Source organism: Photorhabdus sp. RM96S (assembly GCF_042879335.1).
GTDB lineage: Bacteria > Pseudomonadota > Gammaproteobacteria > Enterobacterales > Enterobacteriaceae > Photorhabdus > Photorhabdus kayaii.
Genome location: NZ_JBHFKT010000003.1, coordinates 117299 through 135495 on the forward strand (window position 1 = coordinate 117299; position 18197 = coordinate 135495).

Genomic DNA, 18197 nt, shown 5'->3' on the forward strand with positions numbered 1-18197 from the left:
GTATTTTAAGGAGTAAAAAATGAGTGATCAGCAAATTGCGGACATACTGAAACGAGTAAAAACTATCGCGTTGGTAGGTGCGAGTGAAAAAACTGCTCGTCCAAGTTATAAAGTTATGGCTTATTTACTGGAACAAGGCTATCAGGTGATTCCTGTCAGCCCGAAGCTTGCCGGACAAACACTGCTTGGGCAACGAGTGTATGCACAATTGGCAGATATTCCACAGGCTGTTGATATGGTTGATGTATTCCGTAATGCTGACGCTGCATATGACATTGCGCAAGAAGCTATAGATATCAAAGCAAAAGTGCTCTGGTTGCAACTTGGTGTTATTAATGAGCAAGCAAAAATATTGGCAGAGGAAGCAGGTCTGGATGTTGTTATGGATCGCTGCCCAAAAATTGAAATTCTAAGATTGGGACTCGAAAAATAATATTTGTCAGCTTGTAATTATTTGGTTTCTAATTAGTGGATGAAGGGCGCCAGGCACCAATATCTAATGCAAACTTAAGGAGTTGGGTGAGAAGTGGTATCCGGGTTCCAAGTGTTCAAATAATGTTTGAGCTGGATATTAAGTTTACTTTTCTAGACATCTTATAAAATCTATTTTTACAGTTATTACAATATATTAAGGCAAGTTTAGTTGCTCTTATGGCTGCTCAATTTTGCCAGAATCTCCACTTTTATTGCTATAAGATATGGTGCTTTTGTTGTGCCCCAGTTTTGACCCTTTTTTATCATCAAAAAATAACCTATTGATTTAAAAGCAAAATAAAATATCTCCTGAAAAAAGGGTTTTTTCATTTTTTATCACTATATTCTTTAACTGTCAGCAACTTAAAGTTAATATGTAACGTGCACTGCCGCACAGGCAGCTTAGAAAATTCGCTGGATTCATAAATGTGAAATTTTCAGGTGCACTGCCGCACAGGCAGCTTAGAAATCCATACGTGCGTGTGCATCCGGTATTACCACGTGCACTGCCGCACAGGCAGCTTAGAAAATTACATATTGAAAGTCATTGATGATAACGATGTGCACTGCCGCACAGGCAGCTTAGAAATGGCATGTCATTCGCTCATATCCAATCACAGTGTGCACTGCCGCACAGGCAGCTTAAAACACGATAACTGCCTAGGTTGTTTGGTATAAATAGAGGATTAATTGCGCAGTCTTGGGGCCAGTAGTTGATGGCGGATGGATTCTGCTAGCTCATCGAGAGAAGGTTGCTCTGGATGTTCATCGGATGTTTCATAGGCTAATTGTGCTTCGGCCAGATAAGTATGTACAGGTTGACCATTGTCGTCTTCCATCACAACGTGATACCAGGGAGCGGAACGCAGGGTAGCATTGGATGCAATGTCATCCTCTTGGGGTTGTTCCAGCGAGTATTCCACATCAATATCCACGATGACTCCCAAATAACCCAGAAGTTTGTGGCGTACTTGTTGGCCGATACCGAATTTGCTGGCGATAATCATAGTCACCTCCAAAGAAGTCTTGTATTGACATTGATATAAGGGCAGTAAGGTGAATTACAAGAGCCGTACCCGTTGGTTGAAGTCTTTTTTTTGCTTTAATTGCGAGTGTGACTCCATCTATTTCAGGTTAGCTGTAGTAAATATAAAACACAACCAACAGTCGTATGCTTAACTATATATGTGAGCGATACCGCAAGGTGATTGGGTTGACAGGGGTAATTATGATTAAATATGGGATAACAATTTGTGTTTATGGACGGGTTCAGGGAGTTGGATTTCGCTATCAAACTTTTCGTTGGGCGAAATTTAATAAGCTGACAGGTTATGTCTGTAATTTGCATGACGGTAGTGTCAAAATCGTAGCTTATGGTGACAGTGAGCAACTAAATAAATTAACCCATTGGTTAGAGCAGGGTGGTCCACCGGGAGCACGAATAGATAATTTTTCATCTCAACCCTGCGCAGTGGAGGATGTTGTAGATTTTAGTGTCCGCCACTGAGCTAGTTTATTAATTAGATACATTTTACCGGTTTCGGCAGCCCGGCAATTTTAGTTGCCTGCTTTGCTGGCCCTTTGGGAAACAGACGGTAAAGATAGCGGCTGTTGCCTTTTTCTTCGCCATACTTTTGTGCGATTGCTTTTACTAACATACGGATAGCCGGGGATGTATTAAACTCCTTATAAAATTCCCGGATAAAACGAATGACTTCCCAATGCTGTTCAGTCAAAGTGATTTCTTCCTGTTCGGCGAGGAGTAAAGCAATTGCTTCCTGCCAGTCACTACTGTTTTTCAGATAACCTTGCGCATCGGTTTCGATTTCTTGACCTTCGAATACCAGCATAATCATTAATAACCATTAAAGAAAAGTAGCCGTAATTTAGCAAAAATCACTTCCATACCCAAGGATGGTATGCACATGTGCGGATAAAATAAGCCAACAACCATGAAAAAGGGTAAATTTACGGCAATCGAACAGAAGGATACTTTACATCTGTCTCGGTGCTGTTTATAGTGCACGCCATTGCGGAGGGGTGGCCGAGCGGCTTAAGGCAGCGGTCTTGAAAACCGCCGATGGGAAACCATCCGAGAGTTCGAATCTCTCCTCCTCCGCCACTTCTACTTCTCATCACGTCTTATAAATTCTACTTTTCCAATAAAATCAAAGAAAGATCCTTGGCAATCTCCATTATTGTTTACTGGCATCTATTCAATGTACCCCCATAGCTGTGAGGTGCAAGGATGCCAGAAATATGAAACTAACAGCTCGATAAGTTGAAACAATAAAACCTCAAGATAAAGATTTTAAGCTATCGGATGGCGGTGGCTTGTATCTGTTGGTAAAGACAACAGGTTCTAAATACTGGCGACTGAAATACCGCACGCATTGTAGGAAAAGAAAAATTACTCGCTCTTGGCACTTTTCCGCTTATCTCTCTGGCAGAGGCCAGAAGAAAACGTAATGAAGCCAAGAAACTGATAACCGAAGGTATTGATCCCAACCAAGATAAAAAACAGAAGAAACTTGTGGCTCAGGGAGAAATCAGTAACACCTTTGAAAGTATTACGCGTGAATGGTGCGAGGGAAGAAAATACAGATGGCCTGTTGGTTATCGTGAAGATATGATGGACGCTTTCGAAAAAGATGTTTTCCCTTATATTGGTCATCGCCCGATTGCTGAAATAAAACCCCTCGAATTATTAGACCTCCTTTCTATTATGGAAAAGAGAGGCTTTACCGATAAATTAAAGAAAGTCCGCCAACGCTGTGGTGAAGTTTGGACATATGCAATTATTACTGGCAGGGCAGCAGAAATCTGCGGAGGCGCTGGATATCAAACGCGGTACAGATCCACTGGTCGATTTTTGCGGTTATCTTAGCTTCCCATGAAGCTGATGGTCTGTTAATCGGCAATGCGGAGATTGTGCCGTTCAACCCTCGTAAGTATCTTTATCACACCTATCTTGCTTATATGAAAGGCAATAACCTGAACAAGCCTGTTTCTGTGACTCGCTTTGGCATGGATATGCTGGGCGCACTGGCAGAGTACAGCCAGCAATACTTACGCAAGAAAAGCAAACAGGGCATTCGTAGCAATCTGAGCCTGAATCTTGATACCGCTATCGAATGGATGCCGAAACTGACAAGGAATAGCCAGCCAGAAGAATAATTTTTTTCTGATGACAGACATTTTTCAAAGAAATATAAAAAAGTGTTCACCACTACAGTTCACCTTTTTTCTGATTGGAGGTGAACGGTTGGGTGAAGAGTAGTGAAGAGTTTAATTCCAACTCATTACCCTTTAACCGAATGAATTTAAATAGAATTATTCAAAGGTGAACAGTTTTATCCATAATTCTTTAATAGGGGGGTAGGTAAAAATGTTTTCTCTGGAAGGTGATCTTTCAGATCTTCGAGTTGCCGGGTTAATGTATTAGCCCGGTAACTCGGAGAAGACAAGCGTAGCGCGTCAGTGTGGGGTTGAACTATTACATCTAAATCATTGGAAATTACCTTTAGCCTGATTCTGGACAAAAGTGAGCTAGTTGTAGCAATTTGATTACCAAATAAGGCTCGATCTGACGCTATTGATGATCTAAATGAAACCTAACCAAATAGGTGGCTTTGTGCCAGGTGTGGACATTATTCATATTAATCTACGGGGGAGAACGTCACAAATATAGGGCGTTTCGAGAGTTCTTTCTAAAAAAACGAAAAAAGTATAACAATTCAAAAAATCTAGATAAAGCTAACTTCTTATAAGGCCGTGGCGATGCTAAACTGAATGCAAGATTTTATGCACGTTGATTTGTTAGGGAAAAAAATGGCAAACGGTAAGGTTCTCAGACAGCTTATAAAAGCTGGGGCGACAGGTGATGTCGTGGCCTTCCGTCGTGTTTCGGAAGTGATCATTGAGGAAGAACGGCAAAAACAGCATCATCTTCTTGCGAATGATCTTGAACATATCCTTTATGGAGATCACGTCGTACAGACCTCCCGTGTGCCTGCTGTTCCCCAGATACCTGTTGATAAAGAGAGATGCCTCCCATTACTGGATATTAAACAGCCAAGCCGTTCTCTGAATGAAATCGTACTACCTAAATCAAGTTCAGATGCGATCGAAGAGATTCTTGAAGAAAATCGCAGAGCTGATGTGCTACGCAGCTATGGAATGAAAGCTGTTAGTAAAGTAATCTTTTTTGGTCCTCCGGGATGTGGTAAAACTCTGGCAGCAGAAGTAGTTGCTTGTGAGTTGGATATGCCCTTGGCAATCGTCAGGCTTGATACTCTTGTTTCTTCTTATCTTGGTGAGACAGCTGCTAACCTGCGCCAAATATTTGATTTTATCTCTCAGTATCCAATGGTTGTACTTTTCGATGAGTTTGATGCTATTGGTAAAGAACGAGGGGATAGTGGGGATCATGGCGAATTAAGACGGGTCGTGAATGCAGTTCTACAGATGATGGATGCATATCAGGGGAAAAGCTTGATTCTTGCGGCAACGAACCATGAGCATATTCTGGATAGCGCTATTTGGAGGCGGTTTGACGATGCAATCGAATTCCAATTGCCCGACAAGCATCAATTATTAGAGTTGATGAAGCTAAAACTTCGTGGCATACGTCGCCAGTTTGAGCTTGAAGATGATGCCGTTCTCTCACTATTTATTGGAAAAAGTGGTGCCGATTTAGAACGGATTGTAAGACGTGCAATCAAAAGAATGATTTTACGTAGCCAAGAGTTTTTAACTCTGAAAGACCTTAAGAATGCACTCTTGCGGGAAAATGTAGATAAAACTCGTCAGGGATAATAAATGACGGAACAATATAAACATCTTAGTATCGCGAAAGAATCTCTTCAGAACCCTAGGCGCACACGTCAGTTTAGCATTCCTACAACATCACGTGCCGATTTGCGTCTGCATGGAAGCATGTTGTCTGAGCAATTACGGGGTATTACGCAATTAGCTACCCCGCAAATTCCAGGAAAAGATAAAGATGGCCGGTACATGCTTAAATTACAATATACTGGGATGTTAGATATTGCTCATCTGGACAGGCATGGTATCGAGTTCGTTAGCCAAGAAGACAAAACGATCTGTATTGCTTTTGCTGATGAACGCGGAATTGCCCTCTTTGAGGAGCATCTGTCACAATTGGGACATGGGCATATTACCTACCAGCAGATCCTAACAGCATTAGACAGTGTTGATATTTGGTCTAGTGAGGATCGCAAAAGCTGGTCAGTCAGGCATTATGGTTTTCCTGAATTAGAATCATTCGGTCTAGATGTTGAACTTTGGCCGATAGAAACCACACGACATCCTTCACGAGAACGGATCTGCGAAGAATTTGAAAACTGGCTTCAGGAAAATATGATTCACTGTTTGGATCGAATTAATCTTGATAGCTTGTTGATGTATCGGGTTCGAGTAAATTGCGAGCAAGCTGAAAAACTACTAACCCATCGTGATGTCCGTATGGTTGATCTGCCTCCTTCAAGCGGTATTTCTTACGAAAAACTGAACAAAGATATCAACATTATTCCTGCAAACATCCCTTCTCCACCTCCTGACGCTGTAAAGATTTGTATCCTTGATAGTGGAATTAATACAGCACACCCATTATTGCGTAGTGCAATAGCTGAAAGCGAAAGCTTTGTGGTTAATGAGGACGAGTTTGACCATTGCGGACATGGTACTGCTGTTGCAGGTATTGCGCTATATGGTGATGTTGAAGCCTGTGATGCCAGTAATTTCTGGCAGCCGTTAGTGTGGTTATATAATGGAAAAATCCTTAATTCTGATGGGGAATTTGATACTTCTACGATCGGAACAACCTTGACTCGGGCAGTAGAATATTTCGTAGATTTAGGATGTCGTATATTTAACTTATCACTTGGTAACGCGAATGCACCATATGATGGTAAGCATATCAGAGGAATTGCTTATGTTCTTGATGTGTTGGTTCGTCGTCATAACATCCTGTTCGTTGTTTCTGCAGGTAACTTTAATGGAAGTAGTGATCCTGAGGTTCCAGAGGAAAGTTGGCGTGCTGAATACCCCAGTTACTTAATCCATAACAGTTCCATTATCATCGATCCAGCCCCTGCACTCAATGTTCTCACGATAGGAAGTTATGCTAAGCACAATGCAACATTTGATGCTCAACGTAGGGCGAATGAAATTAGTCATTTAAGTCCAGCGGGAGAATTTCAACCCTCGCCATTCACACGCCACGGGCCGTCAGTGAAAGGAGCTTTTAAACCGGAAATAGTAGCCCATGGTGGAAATTTCGCTGCACCCATGCGTAATAACGGAGGTCAATGGCGACCATATGCCAGAGGGCTTGGCGTTCTAAGTTGTCACCATCAATTCCAAGGAAGCACACTTTTCTCTGAACAAAGTGGAACTAGTTTTTCTGCACCGTATATAACGTATCTTGCTGGACGTTTACTAAATGAATATCCAGATATGTCAGCCAATATGTTGCGAGCGATGCTGGTCAATCATGCAGTATTGACTCCTCAGATGGAAAATACATTTTCTAGAGAAGTTGTTGAGTGTTATAAAGCAGAGTTAGCAACTCGAAACCGTAGCATTATTCGGGATATTGTTGGATATGGAGTAGTCGAGGAAGACGGTTTATACCGTTCATCAGAAGAAGTAGTTGTTATGATGTGTGAAGAACAAATTGTAAATAATACACATCAATTTTTTGAGCTTCCATTACCCGCTTCCTTTTTAAGAACTCAACGGGCAGTGCGAGAACTGCACATTACTTTAGCTTATTCACCAGCCGTCAGAACGACTAGGCTGGATTATGCGGCTACGCAAATATCCTATAGACTCGTAAAAGGAACATCGTTACAGGATGTCCAGCAGTATTTTAATCATGATGTACAGGATGGCATAAAATCCAGGAATGAAGATGCGACAAGTAACCGTTCTGTTACTGCACAACAACGTGACCACGGTACAGTGCAATCATCTAGTTGGGTATTTAAGCGTCGCTCTCCTAATGAAAAGTGGTTTGTAGTTGTAACCAGAAATGATCGTGAGTGGGGGGCTCCACTCAATAATCAACACGAATCATATGCTTTAGTTGTTACTGCAACGGATAGAGAAAACGCAGAGGCTAATCTTTACACCGAAATTGAGGCCCGAATTCGTGAACAGGAACGTTCTAGAGCACGAGTAAGCTAAATTGAATCCATCTCAGCTAATTTAGACATTTCAGCATGAATGGTTTCTCAGGTATTCGCCCGAAACTGATCAAGGTCTTTCGTATGGGTAGCTCAGTGCCAAATAATAGTCATTCACACCCTGAATGACGATTTTAGGGCAACTAATTCGGTTTATCTATTAATGAAGTATTTTCAAAAATATAACTTACTGATAAATAGAAGTAATATTCTATTGCAAGCACTAGTAAGTGAGTGTAGGTTGTATGTGCGCTTGAGATGATTATTGAAATAGATAGTAAAATATTATGGAGATGTCTATATTAACTTTCCTGATTACCACTTAAATTCAGCTCCCATAGGCGTATACTTAAAATAAGTCTGCGTGGAGGTAAATGAAAATGGCTAAAAATCAGATTCAATTCCAAAAAGGCATTTCTATTCATGAGTTTATTTCATTATATGGTCATGAAGAACAATGCCAGAAACAGGTGTTCGATATGCGCTGGCCTACGGGGTATCACTGCCCTCATTGTGGGCATGATAAGTATTGCCAGTTAAAATCTCGTCTCCTTTATCAGTGCAATCAATGCCATCATCAGACATCTTTGACGGCCGGCACATTGTTTTCTGCGTCAAAATTACCTTTAACTGTGTGGTTTTTGGCGATTTATCTCATGACTCAGGAAAAAAATGGGATTTCTGCACTTGAAATGTCACGTCAACTGGGCATTTCCTACAACGCTGCATGGCGTATGAAACACAAGCTAATGAAAGCGATGAAAGAACGGGATGACGAAAAGCCTCTCGGCGGGTTTATTCAGCTTGACGACGTCTACTGGGGAGGGGCTCAGCATGGTCCCCGAGGGCGAGGGGCAAAAGGGAAATGCCCTTTCGTTGCGGCGGTTTCAATGAATGAAAAGGGCCACTCTATGTTCATGCGTTTCAGCGTTGTGAAAGGGTTTAAGACCGAGGAACTTACTCGTTGGGCTAAAGTGCATCTTAAACCAAAATCCCTTGTTATTTCAGATGGATTAGCTTGCTTTCGGGGGATTGAGCAAGCCGGGACTTTCCATTTGCCCCTCGTCACCGGCGGTGGAGCGCAGAGTGTTAAGCTTCCTTATTTTCAGTGGGTTAACACAATGATTAGTCATGTAAAAAATTCGATACGCGGAACATATCATTCGATTAGCAAAAAGTATTTACCTCGTTATCTTGCCGAATTCTGTTTCAGGTTCAATTGGCGCTTTAACCTTAAAAAAACATTCGAACAGCTTATTTATTCATGTATCCGGGCAGCACCTATACCTGAGTATTTACTCAAGCTAGCTGAGATTCGATGGTAATCAGGTTATCAAATGCACTCAGTAGGCAGTGGATAATTGCGGATTATCTCGGTATACATCCTTCTGAAATTTGGCCTAGCCGTTACTTCGATATGTATGACCGATTAATTGAGCGTAGGGTTCGCGATAAACCACAGGAATAATCCGCTTTAATTTGTGATCTAATTCGTAAAAATGATAAATGTTTATATGAAGCCTTGAGCGTGAAATGGCAGTCAAGTTTGACCATTTTCAAATCTCATGGCTTTTTTGCTTTAACACGATGATTAAACAGTTATATACCAGTGCTCAATGAAGATGCTTGATTTTCTCTGAAATAAGGATCATCCTAACAGTATGACTATTTATCTCAGCGAAGAGCAAAAGCAACAACTCATCAACCTGCATCGGACGTGCAGGGATCGTCATATCTGTGATCGCATACGATGTGTTTTGCTCTCTGCTGATGGATGGTCTCCCGAGATGATCGCCCGTTCGCAACTTATCCACGAAACCACTGTCCGACGTCACCTCAATGACTGGCTTAATGAAGCTAAGCTGAAACCCGAAAATGGCGGCTCTCAGAGCTATCTCAGCGAAACACAGACTCAGGCACTTATCGCTTATCTGACCGCCAATCTTCTGCCCACCACACAGGCGGTTATCCGTCTTGTCGAAGAGTGGTGGAATATCCGTTACACCGTTCCCGGCATGAATAAATGGCTGCACCACAATGGCTTCAGCTATAAAAAACCGACCGGCGTGCCCCACAAGTTCAATGCGGAACAGCAACGGGTTTTTATGGAAGCCTACGGGAAACTGAAGCAGGAAGCCGGAGACCATGAGCCCATCCTGTTCATTGATGGCGTCCATCCCACGCAGGGGACGAAACTCGCTTATGGCTGGATGCGCAAAGGTCAGAAAACCGCGGTGAAAACCACGGGAAGCCGTACCCGTCTGAACCTGATGGGCGCCCTGAATCTGGCCGATATCAGTAAAACGGTGGTGCGCGAATATGACCGTATCGACAGTTATCACATCGCCGAGTTCTTCATTGCCATCCGTGAGACCTATCCGATCAGTCAGAAGGTTCATATTATCCTTGACGGAGCCGGTTACCACCGAAGCAGGCTGGTGAAAGACTGGGCTTATGTAATGAATATTGATCTTCATTACTTGCCGCCATACAGCCCGAATCTGAGCCCGATAGAAAGGCTGTGGAAGGTGATGAATGAACAGGTCAGGAATAACCCTTATTTCGCCTCGACAGCCTTGTTCAGGCAGGCAATACATCGTTTTTTGACGGAAATATTACCGGAACTTGCCGGGAACCTGTCGTGCCGTATTAATGACAACTTCCAGGTTCTGAATCCTGCATCTTCAAGTTAAGCGGGTATAAATCTAATTTCCACGTAAAATCTACTAGGTTTGATGTAGCAAAGTAATGTGGGGGTATTATTGGGTGTATGTAACTTTTTTAATAAAATTAATTTATTAAATATTAATATGCCAGTATTGCGCTCCCTCCCAAGCAAATTAAACACTCTCATTGCTACAAAACTCTGTTGATTTAGAAGTTGTCGCGGAATAGAGAAAGCCTCTCTACTCGAATGGAAAAGATACCGGCTATTACTGATTCGCGTTGACGTTCTGCAAGCGTCTGATGTTCAGAGGTTGGAATAGCCAATAGCCTGAATAAACAGGTCGTTCATACAATGGTTTTGTTGATGTTTGAATTAGGATATTGAAAGAGATTCAGTTTATAACCTGAAATAGAAAAATTATAGTCAGAAATGAAAGAAGAGAGATAATAGTAACTGCTTGATATTGAATTGCTTATTGTAACCAATTATACAAAATTAGTTAACCTTATAAGGAATAAGAACAACACATTATTATTTTTCTAAACTAGACTTTGATTTGCATGAGTTGCAAGGGGATTGTTTTTACAATGATTTAAATATACTGATTATGAAATAATGTTATTTGATTTAAGGAAGGCATATGAATCAAAAAAATGATTTTAAAGCATTTTCTATTAGTGATGATGCTAATGTAGTGAGTCAAGAAAAATATGAAGAAAGTCAGAATTTACAGACGGGGTTTCCACCAGAGAATGTTTCTACTCATGTGTTAAATAAGGTATTACGCCAATCTTCAATAATATCATCTGTTGTAGCTAATTTTATTGCGGAACAATCTGGCGCTGATGTTTTGGATAATGGGGGCATAGCCAAACTTACTGCACAATTAAATCGAGCGTTAGAACAAAAAATTGCAACAAACGTTCCTTGCGCTTCATTAACACAAAAAGGTGCTGTCCAGCTTACAAATGTGATTGGCGATAGTGACACATTGGCAGTTACACAAAAGCTTGCTCAGGAAATAGCAAATTCATTGCGTGAATATACAGATAATCGAATTAAAACCGCCAATGAAGTTCCTGTTGGTTCTCCTATTCCTTGGCCATTGCCCAATCCACCTGTTGGCTATTTCACTTGTAACGGTTCAGCTTTCGATAAATTACAGTACCCAAAGTTAGCAGAAGCTTATCCTGACGGTAAATTGCCCGATTTAAGAGGGGAATTTATTCGAGGTTGGGATGATAAACGAGGTGTTGATAGTGGCCGTAGAATTTTAACTTCTCAGGGGGATGCCATTAGAAATATTGAGGGTTCATTCGCCGGCATGATAGCACCAAACTATCATTTGGCAACAAGAGGGGCTATTTATGCTAGTCAAGTTCTTGGAATAGCCACAGATGGCAGTTTCAAATCAGTAAATATTTCTGACACGGATACTCCATATGGTTTTGGATTCCTGGCGTCAAGGGTTGTTCCTGTAGCCTCAGAGAATCGCCCTCGCAATATCGCATTTAACTACATTGTAAGGGCGGCATAATGATAGGGCCATTTGGCCCTTATTGCTCACAGCGATAGCAGCTTACTTTCCCATTGTTCAATAATTTCTCCCTTTTCTTTCAGATAGTCGTAATTTCATGATGATATTTTTTTATGTGTGGAGATGTGTATGGTTTTATTTTTTTAATTATATTGGAGTGAAATGACAAGGTAGGGATGTAAAATTCACTATTGTTTTAAATTTCAAAGACTTAGCCAGCGTTTATATATAAGATTTATTCTATTTTTCCTTATCATTGCAGTTATTTGGTAATATATATTACAAGCGATTTTATCTGTGAAATTTAATTTAATATTTATTCTGAGTGGTTAAATGTTTAAATTTATTAGTGATGTAAAAGGAGTTTAGTGAATATAATTGGATGTGGAATATATTCATGAACCACCAAATATAATATTTGGTGACTTAATTGATTGGCTCTTAATTAATATATTTAATATTGAAATATGCACGTTGTATACAAAAGTGGTTAATGCTGAGTTGCCTCATAATGAAAAATTGGCGCTTGATAACTGCTTGTTCTATTAATCCTTATGTGCGATAAATATCAAATAATCTTTTTATAATTAATTTTTAATTGGAATGCATGTGATTTTTTAGAATTAAAAACAATGATTTATAGGTTTTTTAATGCAAAGGATTAATTTGATTTCATATGAAAAATTAATTTATTTAAATGATTTTTATTTGCAATAATATGAGTAATTTAAAGTTGTCTTTTTAAAATATCAGGATTTAGTAAAGTTTCTTGTTGATGGATAAATTTATTTATAATCAGGTTAAATAATTGACTATAAAAAATATGGAATGGAAAAACTAATGAATTATTTAAAGGAATATGAAATTATTTATTCATAGAGTAATAATATTGCATTTGTTAGTTAAATCCGAAGTGGTTGAATTCTATTTTCATACAGTAATTATACCAAAGGGGATTGAAACATGATGTATTCAGTTAAAGGTGTTCAATATCAAACGTTGGTAAATATTCCTAAAAATATTGGGTTAGGATATTCGAGATGGAGTGACGGTAAAATTCACCTTGTGGATGGTGAATTCTTATTTTATGGTTCTATACCCTATGGATTTCAATATGCATCACGGTGGCAAGGGGGCGAATCCCCGGGAGCATAGATAACTATGTGACCGGGGTGAGTGAGTGCAGCCAACAAAGAGGCAACTTGAAAGATGACGGGTATATTGATATTAAAGGTGAGAATGGGCCTATCGATAAAGAAATGGAAGTTGATGCTAACTGGACAGTGAAATTTAATGAAATGTCTTGTGATAGTCAGGGTAATATCTTGATCAAATCGTACTGGTTTAGTCCGGCAAGCAATGATAGTTGGCTTATAAAAGACAAAATGCGACTTATGATTCTTTGCTCAAAAGAGCCAACTCATCGATTGATTATTGAGACTGGTGAAATCATTGATAATAAATTTGACAACGATTATCTTCGTAACATGATATTTTCTTACACCATACTACGGCGATAATAGCAAGCAATGCGTTTAATTTAAAAAATGCTCTGATATTTTCAGGGCATTTTCTTAATTATAGAGATAATCCACCATTGTTCAGATGGAGTGAAATATTAGATATATGAGAAAACAACCTGATGTTTTTATTTAATGATAGGAATGGCTGCTGAAATGGTTTATATAAACGATTGATATAATGGTGGTGTATTCTGGAGGTGAATTATTATAGGATTATTAGCTAATAAAATAGATGAATGAAAATAAAATAATTCATGAGTAGATGAGTTTGATTGAATTGGAGACTTGGTAAATTGGGTAACACTGAAACTTTCAATATTTAAATGCATGGTGAAATTAGTGCAACTGTTGGCGTATTGAATGATGTCATTATTGAAAAAGGCTACGAGATAACAGGTGCTAGTTTTTGTTTATGACAGAGTTCAGTGAATGGTTCCATCATAATTGAACATTTTACAGGCAGTAATTCTCACTTACTGTATAGATCTTAGGACATACGACTTAAGTATGTGATGGTATTTTTGTTGCTACCTTATTTTTACCCTTTTTTTGAGGTGAGTTGTAATTGATTGATTTTATGTATAAATTAATTATCTCTTATAAAAAGGGTTTTTCATTTTTTAATAGTTATGCTATTTAAAAATCAACAAGTTAAAGTTAATATGTAACAGTGCACTGCCGTACAGGCAGCTTAGAAATTAGCAAATTCACGCATTGCTGCCTGAGTAATGTGCACTGCCGTACAGGCAGCTTAGAAGCGGCAATGGCTGGAGAAGATGAACAGGAATTTCGCCAACGCTGTATTAGTGGATTTCAGAAAGCTGAGGCATTGGACACTATGATTGATGCCTTGCAAACAACGGCTCAACAACTGAGTCAGGTGGCACGATGAATATTCTTTTAGTCTCTCAATGCAACAAACGTGCGCTAACAGAAACCCGCCGAATTTTGGATCAATTTGCTGAACGTAAAGGTGATAGAACTTGGCAAACGGCTATCACACTGGAAGGTTTAAATACTTTGCGTAAGCTATTGCGTAAAACGGCGTGTCGTAATACGGCGGTGGCTTGCCATTGGATAAAAAGTGGCGGCCAAACTGAGCTGTTATGGATAGTCGGGAATTTGCGGCGCTTTAACTCACGGGGAGTTGTACCCACTAATACGACGCAACGTGATGTGCTGAAAAGTCAGGATGAAAATCACTGGCATAGTGTAGAAGCTATCAGCTTATTGGCAGCGATTGCTGGGTTATTTCATGATTTTGGTAAAGCTAATGCGTTGTTCCAGCAAGGTTTACGAGGAGATGGGCGGTTTCAACCGTATCGACATGAATGGGTATCTCTGCGTTTATTTCAGGCATTTGTTGATAAGCAAGATGATAAGGAGTGGCTGACTTCGTTGAGTCAGATTGAGCCTAGTGATGAGGATAAGATTCTTTCCCGTTTGGTTAAGGATGGTATCGATAAAAAATATACAAACCCTTTTACTAATTTACCGCCATTGGCAACCACTGTCGCTTGGCTAATCCTCTCTCATCATCGTCTGCCTGTTTATCCTTCCTATCACAGTGATTATTCAAACGAGCCGCAACTGGAATACATTGATAATTGGTTGACTAAGCAGTTACAACCGTCGTGGAACTCAGTCAACATGGATAAGAAGGATTGGAGTAATCAGGATAAGAGTGATGTTTGGACATTCCCAAATGGTACACCTATCCGCAGTCAGACTTGGCGTCAGAAAGCACAAAAATTTGCGCGAAGAGCGCTGCAATCAACGTCATTATCGCAATATGGCAATCTGAACCAGCGTTTCACCAGTCATATGTCTCGACTGGTTTTAATGCTGGCCGATCATCATTATTCATCGTTGCCTGCAACTTTGGGTTGGCAGGATGTCAACTATGATGTGTTTGCTAATACTGATAAGACCACCGGTAAGTGCAAGCAGCGATTAGATGAACATAATATTGGTGTTGGGCAGAATGCTTTATTACTAGGGAGAAACTTGCCACATATTCGTAAAACGCTGCCTGCGATTACTCGGCATAAAGGATTTAAACAACGCAGTAAAGATGAAAAATACCGTTGGCAGGATCAGGCGTTCGATATTGCATGTGCTTTACGTGAACGTTCAGTAGAACAGGGCTTTTTTGGTATTAATATGGCTTCTACTGGTTGTGGTAAAACTTTTGCTAATGCACGCATCATGTATGGATTAGCTGATGAAAAACAAGGATGCCGTTTTTCTATCGCGTTAGGATTAAGAACGTTAACGCTACAAACCGGTGATGCATTACGTAAAAGACTACATTTAGAAGAAGATGATTTAGCGGTACTGATTGGTTCGCAGGCAGTGAAAGAATTACATCAACTTCGCCAAAAGGCGCTGGAGCCTGATGTGGGCAGCATATCTGCGGAAGCGTTATTTGCTGAACACCAGTATGTCAGTTATGACGGTAGCTTAGATGATGGGCGTCTGAGTCATTGGCTACGTAAAGATAATAAACTTAATAAGCTGCTTAGCGCACCTGTGTTGGTGGCAACCATCGACCATTTAATTCCCGCCACTGAGGGTATTCGCGGTGGGAAGCAAATCGCACCCATGCTGAGATTACTCACTTCTGATTTGGTGTTGGATGAGCCGGATGATTTTGATATTAACGATTTGTCGGCTTTATGTAGGTTAGTGAACTGGGCAGGGTTATTAGGTTCGCGGGTATTGCTTTCATCTGCCACATTACCGCCTGCATTGATTCAGACATTGTTCAATGCTTATCGGGCTGGACGCCAAGATTATCAATTAGCATGTGGTCAGCCAAATGCCCCGGTGAATATCTGCTGTGCTTGGTTTGATGAATATGATGTGGCGCAACTGGATGTTACCAATGCGCAACAGTTTAAAGATCAGCATGATGCCTTTGTCGTCAAGCGCGTGGGTTGCTTGGAAAAAAAGGTGCCATTATGTAAAGCAAAGTTGGTGCCTGTAACGGCTGAAAAGCATAAAACTGAGGTTGTAATCCAGGCTATAGCAAAGGTAATGCATCGTTCTATGTTGAAACTACGTAGGGGACATCATCAAATTCATCCATCAGGCAAAACTGTTTCTATTGGTTTAATCCGTATGGCAAACATCAACCCATTAGTTGCTGTAACACAGCGGTTGTTGCAGATACCATCTTCTAAAAATGTACATATTCATTATTGTATCTATCACAGCCAGCATCCATTGGCGATACGTTCCCATATTGAACATCGGTTGGATTCCACATTAACGCGTTATGATGAAAAGGCGTTGTGGCAGGTGGCAGAAATCCGCAAGGCATTAGAGGAGATGCCAGAGAAGCACCATATTTTTGTCGTACTTGCTACATCTGTAGCTGAAGTTGGTCGGGATCATGATTACGACTGGTCCATTGCTGAACCCAGTTCAATGCGCTCTCTTATACAACTTGCCGGTCGTATTCAACGTCATCGGCAAAGAGAACCACAGGTACCAAATTTGCATATTCTGGCGAAAAACTATAAGGCACTTAAAGCGATTGATTTAGAACATCCAGTTTATTGTCGGCCAGGGTTTGAATCAACAAGTTATCGCCTTGCCAGCCATGATTTATGTGAATTATTGGAACCTTATCAATATGAGCTAATTAGTGCATTACCTAGGATTAGGGAACGGCATGACGCAGGGGAACGTTCACCTTTTCAGAACTTAGTTGATCTTGAACATCAACGTTTGTGGGATGAACTTCAAGGTGATCCTGATGATGAATATCGTTATTGTGCTGCTTTTTGGTGGCGCGAACAGGTTTCATGGTGTGCAGAATTACAGCGTCATAAGCCATTTCGTCAGTCAGAGCCTGACGAATTACATTATTTGTGGCTTGAGGAAGAGGGTGAAGAAGCGGAGTTTATGGCTCTGGACAGCGGCTTGGCGGGGATAAAAGAAAGCGGAGCGTTTGACTATGTGCCAGAATTAGAGTTCGCACCAGGTGTGAGTGCTTGGATTGAACTTGATACTGAGACGATTTATCAGCATTTGGCTGATACTTATGAAATGGAGTTAAAAGACGTAAGCCAACATTTTGGTGAGATTCGTCTTAGGAAGAAAGATGACGGAGAAGCATGGCGTTACCACCCGTTTTTAGGGGTGTTTAGAGAAGTTAGTTGAATAATATGCGATGTTTTTAGGTAATGATCGTGGTGATTGTCGTTCGATTCGATCAAAATAAGCGAATCGAACGATATTTGCGAGACTACAAATATGTATGCACTTTCTGCCAATGAAGCTAAAACTCACTTTGGTGATATGCTGTTAAGAGCGCAGCGTGCTCCAATCCAGATTAATAAGAACGGCAAGCCTATTGCTGTTGTTCTATCAATAGATGAATATGAAAACATTGAAGCTCTTAAGATTCAGCTTTTGAAATCCAGAGCAATCCAAGCCAAAGCTGATATTGAAGAAGATAACCTAGTTGATGGTGAGGCGTTTTTCGATGAACTAGAGACAGGTAAGTACGACTAATATCGATTCTCTATCGTTTAACACCGGATGCCCAAAGAGATCTGTTCGAAATCCTCCGATTCGAGTGAGAAGTGATTTAATGTGGCTGATTGTTTTGAATTGAGGTTAGAGATGGAAAACATTAAATGTATTTGCCTGTTATCACGTATGGTAGTCGAAGAATTTTATGCTCGTCTGAGCTTAATGCCTATGGATAACGCCCAGTGTTTTGTAGTAAGCCTATTTAGAACGAGCAGTACTATGAAAATTCTATATAAAAT

At 40.4% G+C, this 18197-nt stretch carries 15 protein-coding genes, 1 tRNA gene, 3 pseudogenes and 1 CRISPR repeat array; of the genes and pseudogenes, 17 read left to right on the forward strand and 2 right to left on the reverse strand.

The window, feature by feature from the left end:
- Positions 1 to 19 precede the first annotated feature (19 nt).
- Positions 20 to 433, forward strand: coding sequence for a CoA-binding protein (locus tag ACGF49_RS02700; RefSeq protein ID WP_113043252.1), 414 nt, complete (start codon positions 20 to 22; stop codon positions 431 to 433).
- A 422-nt stretch (positions 434 to 855) separates the two neighbouring features.
- Positions 856 to 1123: a CRISPR direct-repeat array (repeat unit 28 nt; unit sequence GTGCACTGCCGCACAGGCAGCTTAGAAA).
- A 37-nt stretch (positions 1124 to 1160) separates the two neighbouring features.
- Here the strand turns inward: ACGF49_RS02700 and hspQ are convergent.
- Positions 1161 to 1481, reverse strand: coding sequence for a heat shock protein HspQ (gene hspQ / locus ACGF49_RS02705; RefSeq protein ID WP_011146062.1), 321 nt, complete (start codon positions 1479 to 1481; stop codon positions 1161 to 1163).
- Between the two features lie 221 nt (positions 1482 to 1702).
- Here hspQ and yccX point away from each other — a divergent pair, with 221 nt between their 5' ends.
- The gene (yccX, locus tag ACGF49_RS02710; RefSeq protein WP_113043253.1) at positions 1703 to 1981 is read left to right on the forward strand and encodes an acylphosphatase; all 279 of its coding nucleotides are present in this window, start codon (positions 1703 to 1705) and stop codon (positions 1979 to 1981) included.
- Between the two features lie 13 nt (positions 1982 to 1994).
- Here the strand turns inward: yccX and tusE are convergent, their stop codons facing one another.
- On the reverse strand, positions 1995 to 2324 hold the full coding sequence (tusE, locus tag ACGF49_RS02715; protein WP_036783230.1) for a sulfurtransferase TusE: 330 nt from the start codon (positions 2322 to 2324) through the stop codon (positions 1995 to 1997).
- A gap of 184 nt (positions 2325 to 2508) precedes the next feature.
- On the opposite strand from tusE, the gene ACGF49_RS02720 reads away from it, so the two are divergent.
- The 15 genes and pseudogenes from ACGF49_RS02720 (at position 2509) to ACGF49_RS02790 (ending at position 17937) form a co-directional block, all read left to right on the forward strand.
- Positions 2509 to 2596 (forward strand) — tRNA-Ser (locus ACGF49_RS02720).
- 167 nt (positions 2597 to 2763) lie between these two features.
- Positions 2764 to 3289 (forward strand): annotated as a pseudogene (locus ACGF49_RS02725) (tyrosine-type recombinase/integrase); the annotation flags it as partial.
- A pseudogene (locus ACGF49_RS02730) lies at positions 3276 to 3651 on the forward strand (primase-like DNA-binding domain-containing protein); the annotation flags it as partial. The pseudogenes ACGF49_RS02725 and ACGF49_RS02730, both read left to right, overlap by 14 nt.
- 615 nt (positions 3652 to 4266) lie before the next feature.
- Positions 4267 to 5292 carry an AAA family ATPase gene (locus tag ACGF49_RS02735; RefSeq protein ID WP_229015576.1) on the forward strand — a complete coding sequence of 342 codons (1026 nt, stop codon included), beginning with the start codon at positions 4267 to 4269 and terminating at the stop codon, positions 5290 to 5292.
- A 3-nt stretch (positions 5293 to 5295) separates the two neighbouring features.
- Positions 5296 to 7686, forward strand: a complete 2391-nt coding sequence (locus tag ACGF49_RS02740; protein ID WP_387489511.1) for a S8 family peptidase — start codon at positions 5296 to 5298, stop codon at positions 7684 to 7686.
- 379 nt (positions 7687 to 8065) lie between these two features.
- Positions 8066 to 9010, forward strand: a complete 945-nt coding sequence (locus ACGF49_RS02745; protein WP_228899403.1) for an IS1595 family transposase — start codon at positions 8066 to 8068, stop codon at positions 9008 to 9010.
- Positions 9011 to 9015: 5 nt separating this feature from the next.
- Positions 9016 to 9153 (forward strand): annotated as a pseudogene (locus ACGF49_RS02750) (helix-turn-helix domain-containing protein); the annotation flags it as partial.
- A gap of 193 nt (positions 9154 to 9346) precedes the next feature.
- Positions 9347 to 10378 (forward strand): IS630 family transposase, encoded by a 1032-nt coding sequence (locus tag ACGF49_RS02755; protein ID WP_113043256.1) that lies wholly within the window; start codon positions 9347 to 9349, stop codon positions 10376 to 10378.
- A gap of 198 nt (positions 10379 to 10576) precedes the next feature.
- Positions 10577 to 10672 (forward strand): tail fiber assembly protein, encoded by a 96-nt coding sequence (locus tag ACGF49_RS02760; protein WP_075508992.1) that lies wholly within the window; start codon positions 10577 to 10579, stop codon positions 10670 to 10672.
- A gap of 321 nt (positions 10673 to 10993) precedes the next feature.
- Positions 10994 to 11890: a phage tail protein gene (locus ACGF49_RS02765; RefSeq protein ID WP_113044391.1), complete on the forward strand. Its 897-nt coding sequence runs from the start codon at positions 10994 to 10996 to the stop codon at positions 11888 to 11890.
- 963 nt (positions 11891 to 12853) lie between these two features.
- Complete coding sequence (locus ACGF49_RS02770; RefSeq protein ID WP_146748152.1) at positions 12854 to 13045, forward strand: hypothetical protein; 192 nt, start codon at positions 12854 to 12856, stop codon at positions 13043 to 13045.
- A gap of 8 nt (positions 13046 to 13053) precedes the next feature.
- Entirely contained in the window at positions 13054 to 13410 is a 357-nt protein-coding gene (locus ACGF49_RS02775) for a hypothetical protein (protein ID WP_228903013.1), read from the forward strand.
- A 733-nt stretch (positions 13411 to 14143) separates the two neighbouring features.
- Positions 14144 to 14305: a hypothetical protein gene (locus ACGF49_RS02780; RefSeq protein WP_262977666.1), complete on the forward strand. Its 162-nt coding sequence runs from the start codon at positions 14144 to 14146 to the stop codon at positions 14303 to 14305.
- Positions 14302 to 17583: a type I-F CRISPR-associated helicase Cas3f gene (gene cas3f, locus ACGF49_RS02785; protein ID WP_228903015.1), complete on the forward strand. Its 3282-nt coding sequence runs from the start codon at positions 14302 to 14304 to the stop codon at positions 17581 to 17583. Before ACGF49_RS02780 ends, cas3f begins: the two co-directional genes overlap by 4 nt.
- A gap of 93 nt (positions 17584 to 17676) precedes the next feature.
- The gene (locus ACGF49_RS02790) at positions 17677 to 17937 is read left to right on the forward strand and encodes a type II toxin-antitoxin system Phd/YefM family antitoxin (protein WP_387489516.1); all 261 of its coding nucleotides are present in this window, start codon (positions 17677 to 17679) and stop codon (positions 17935 to 17937) included.
- Positions 17938 to 18197: the final 260 nt, after the last annotated feature.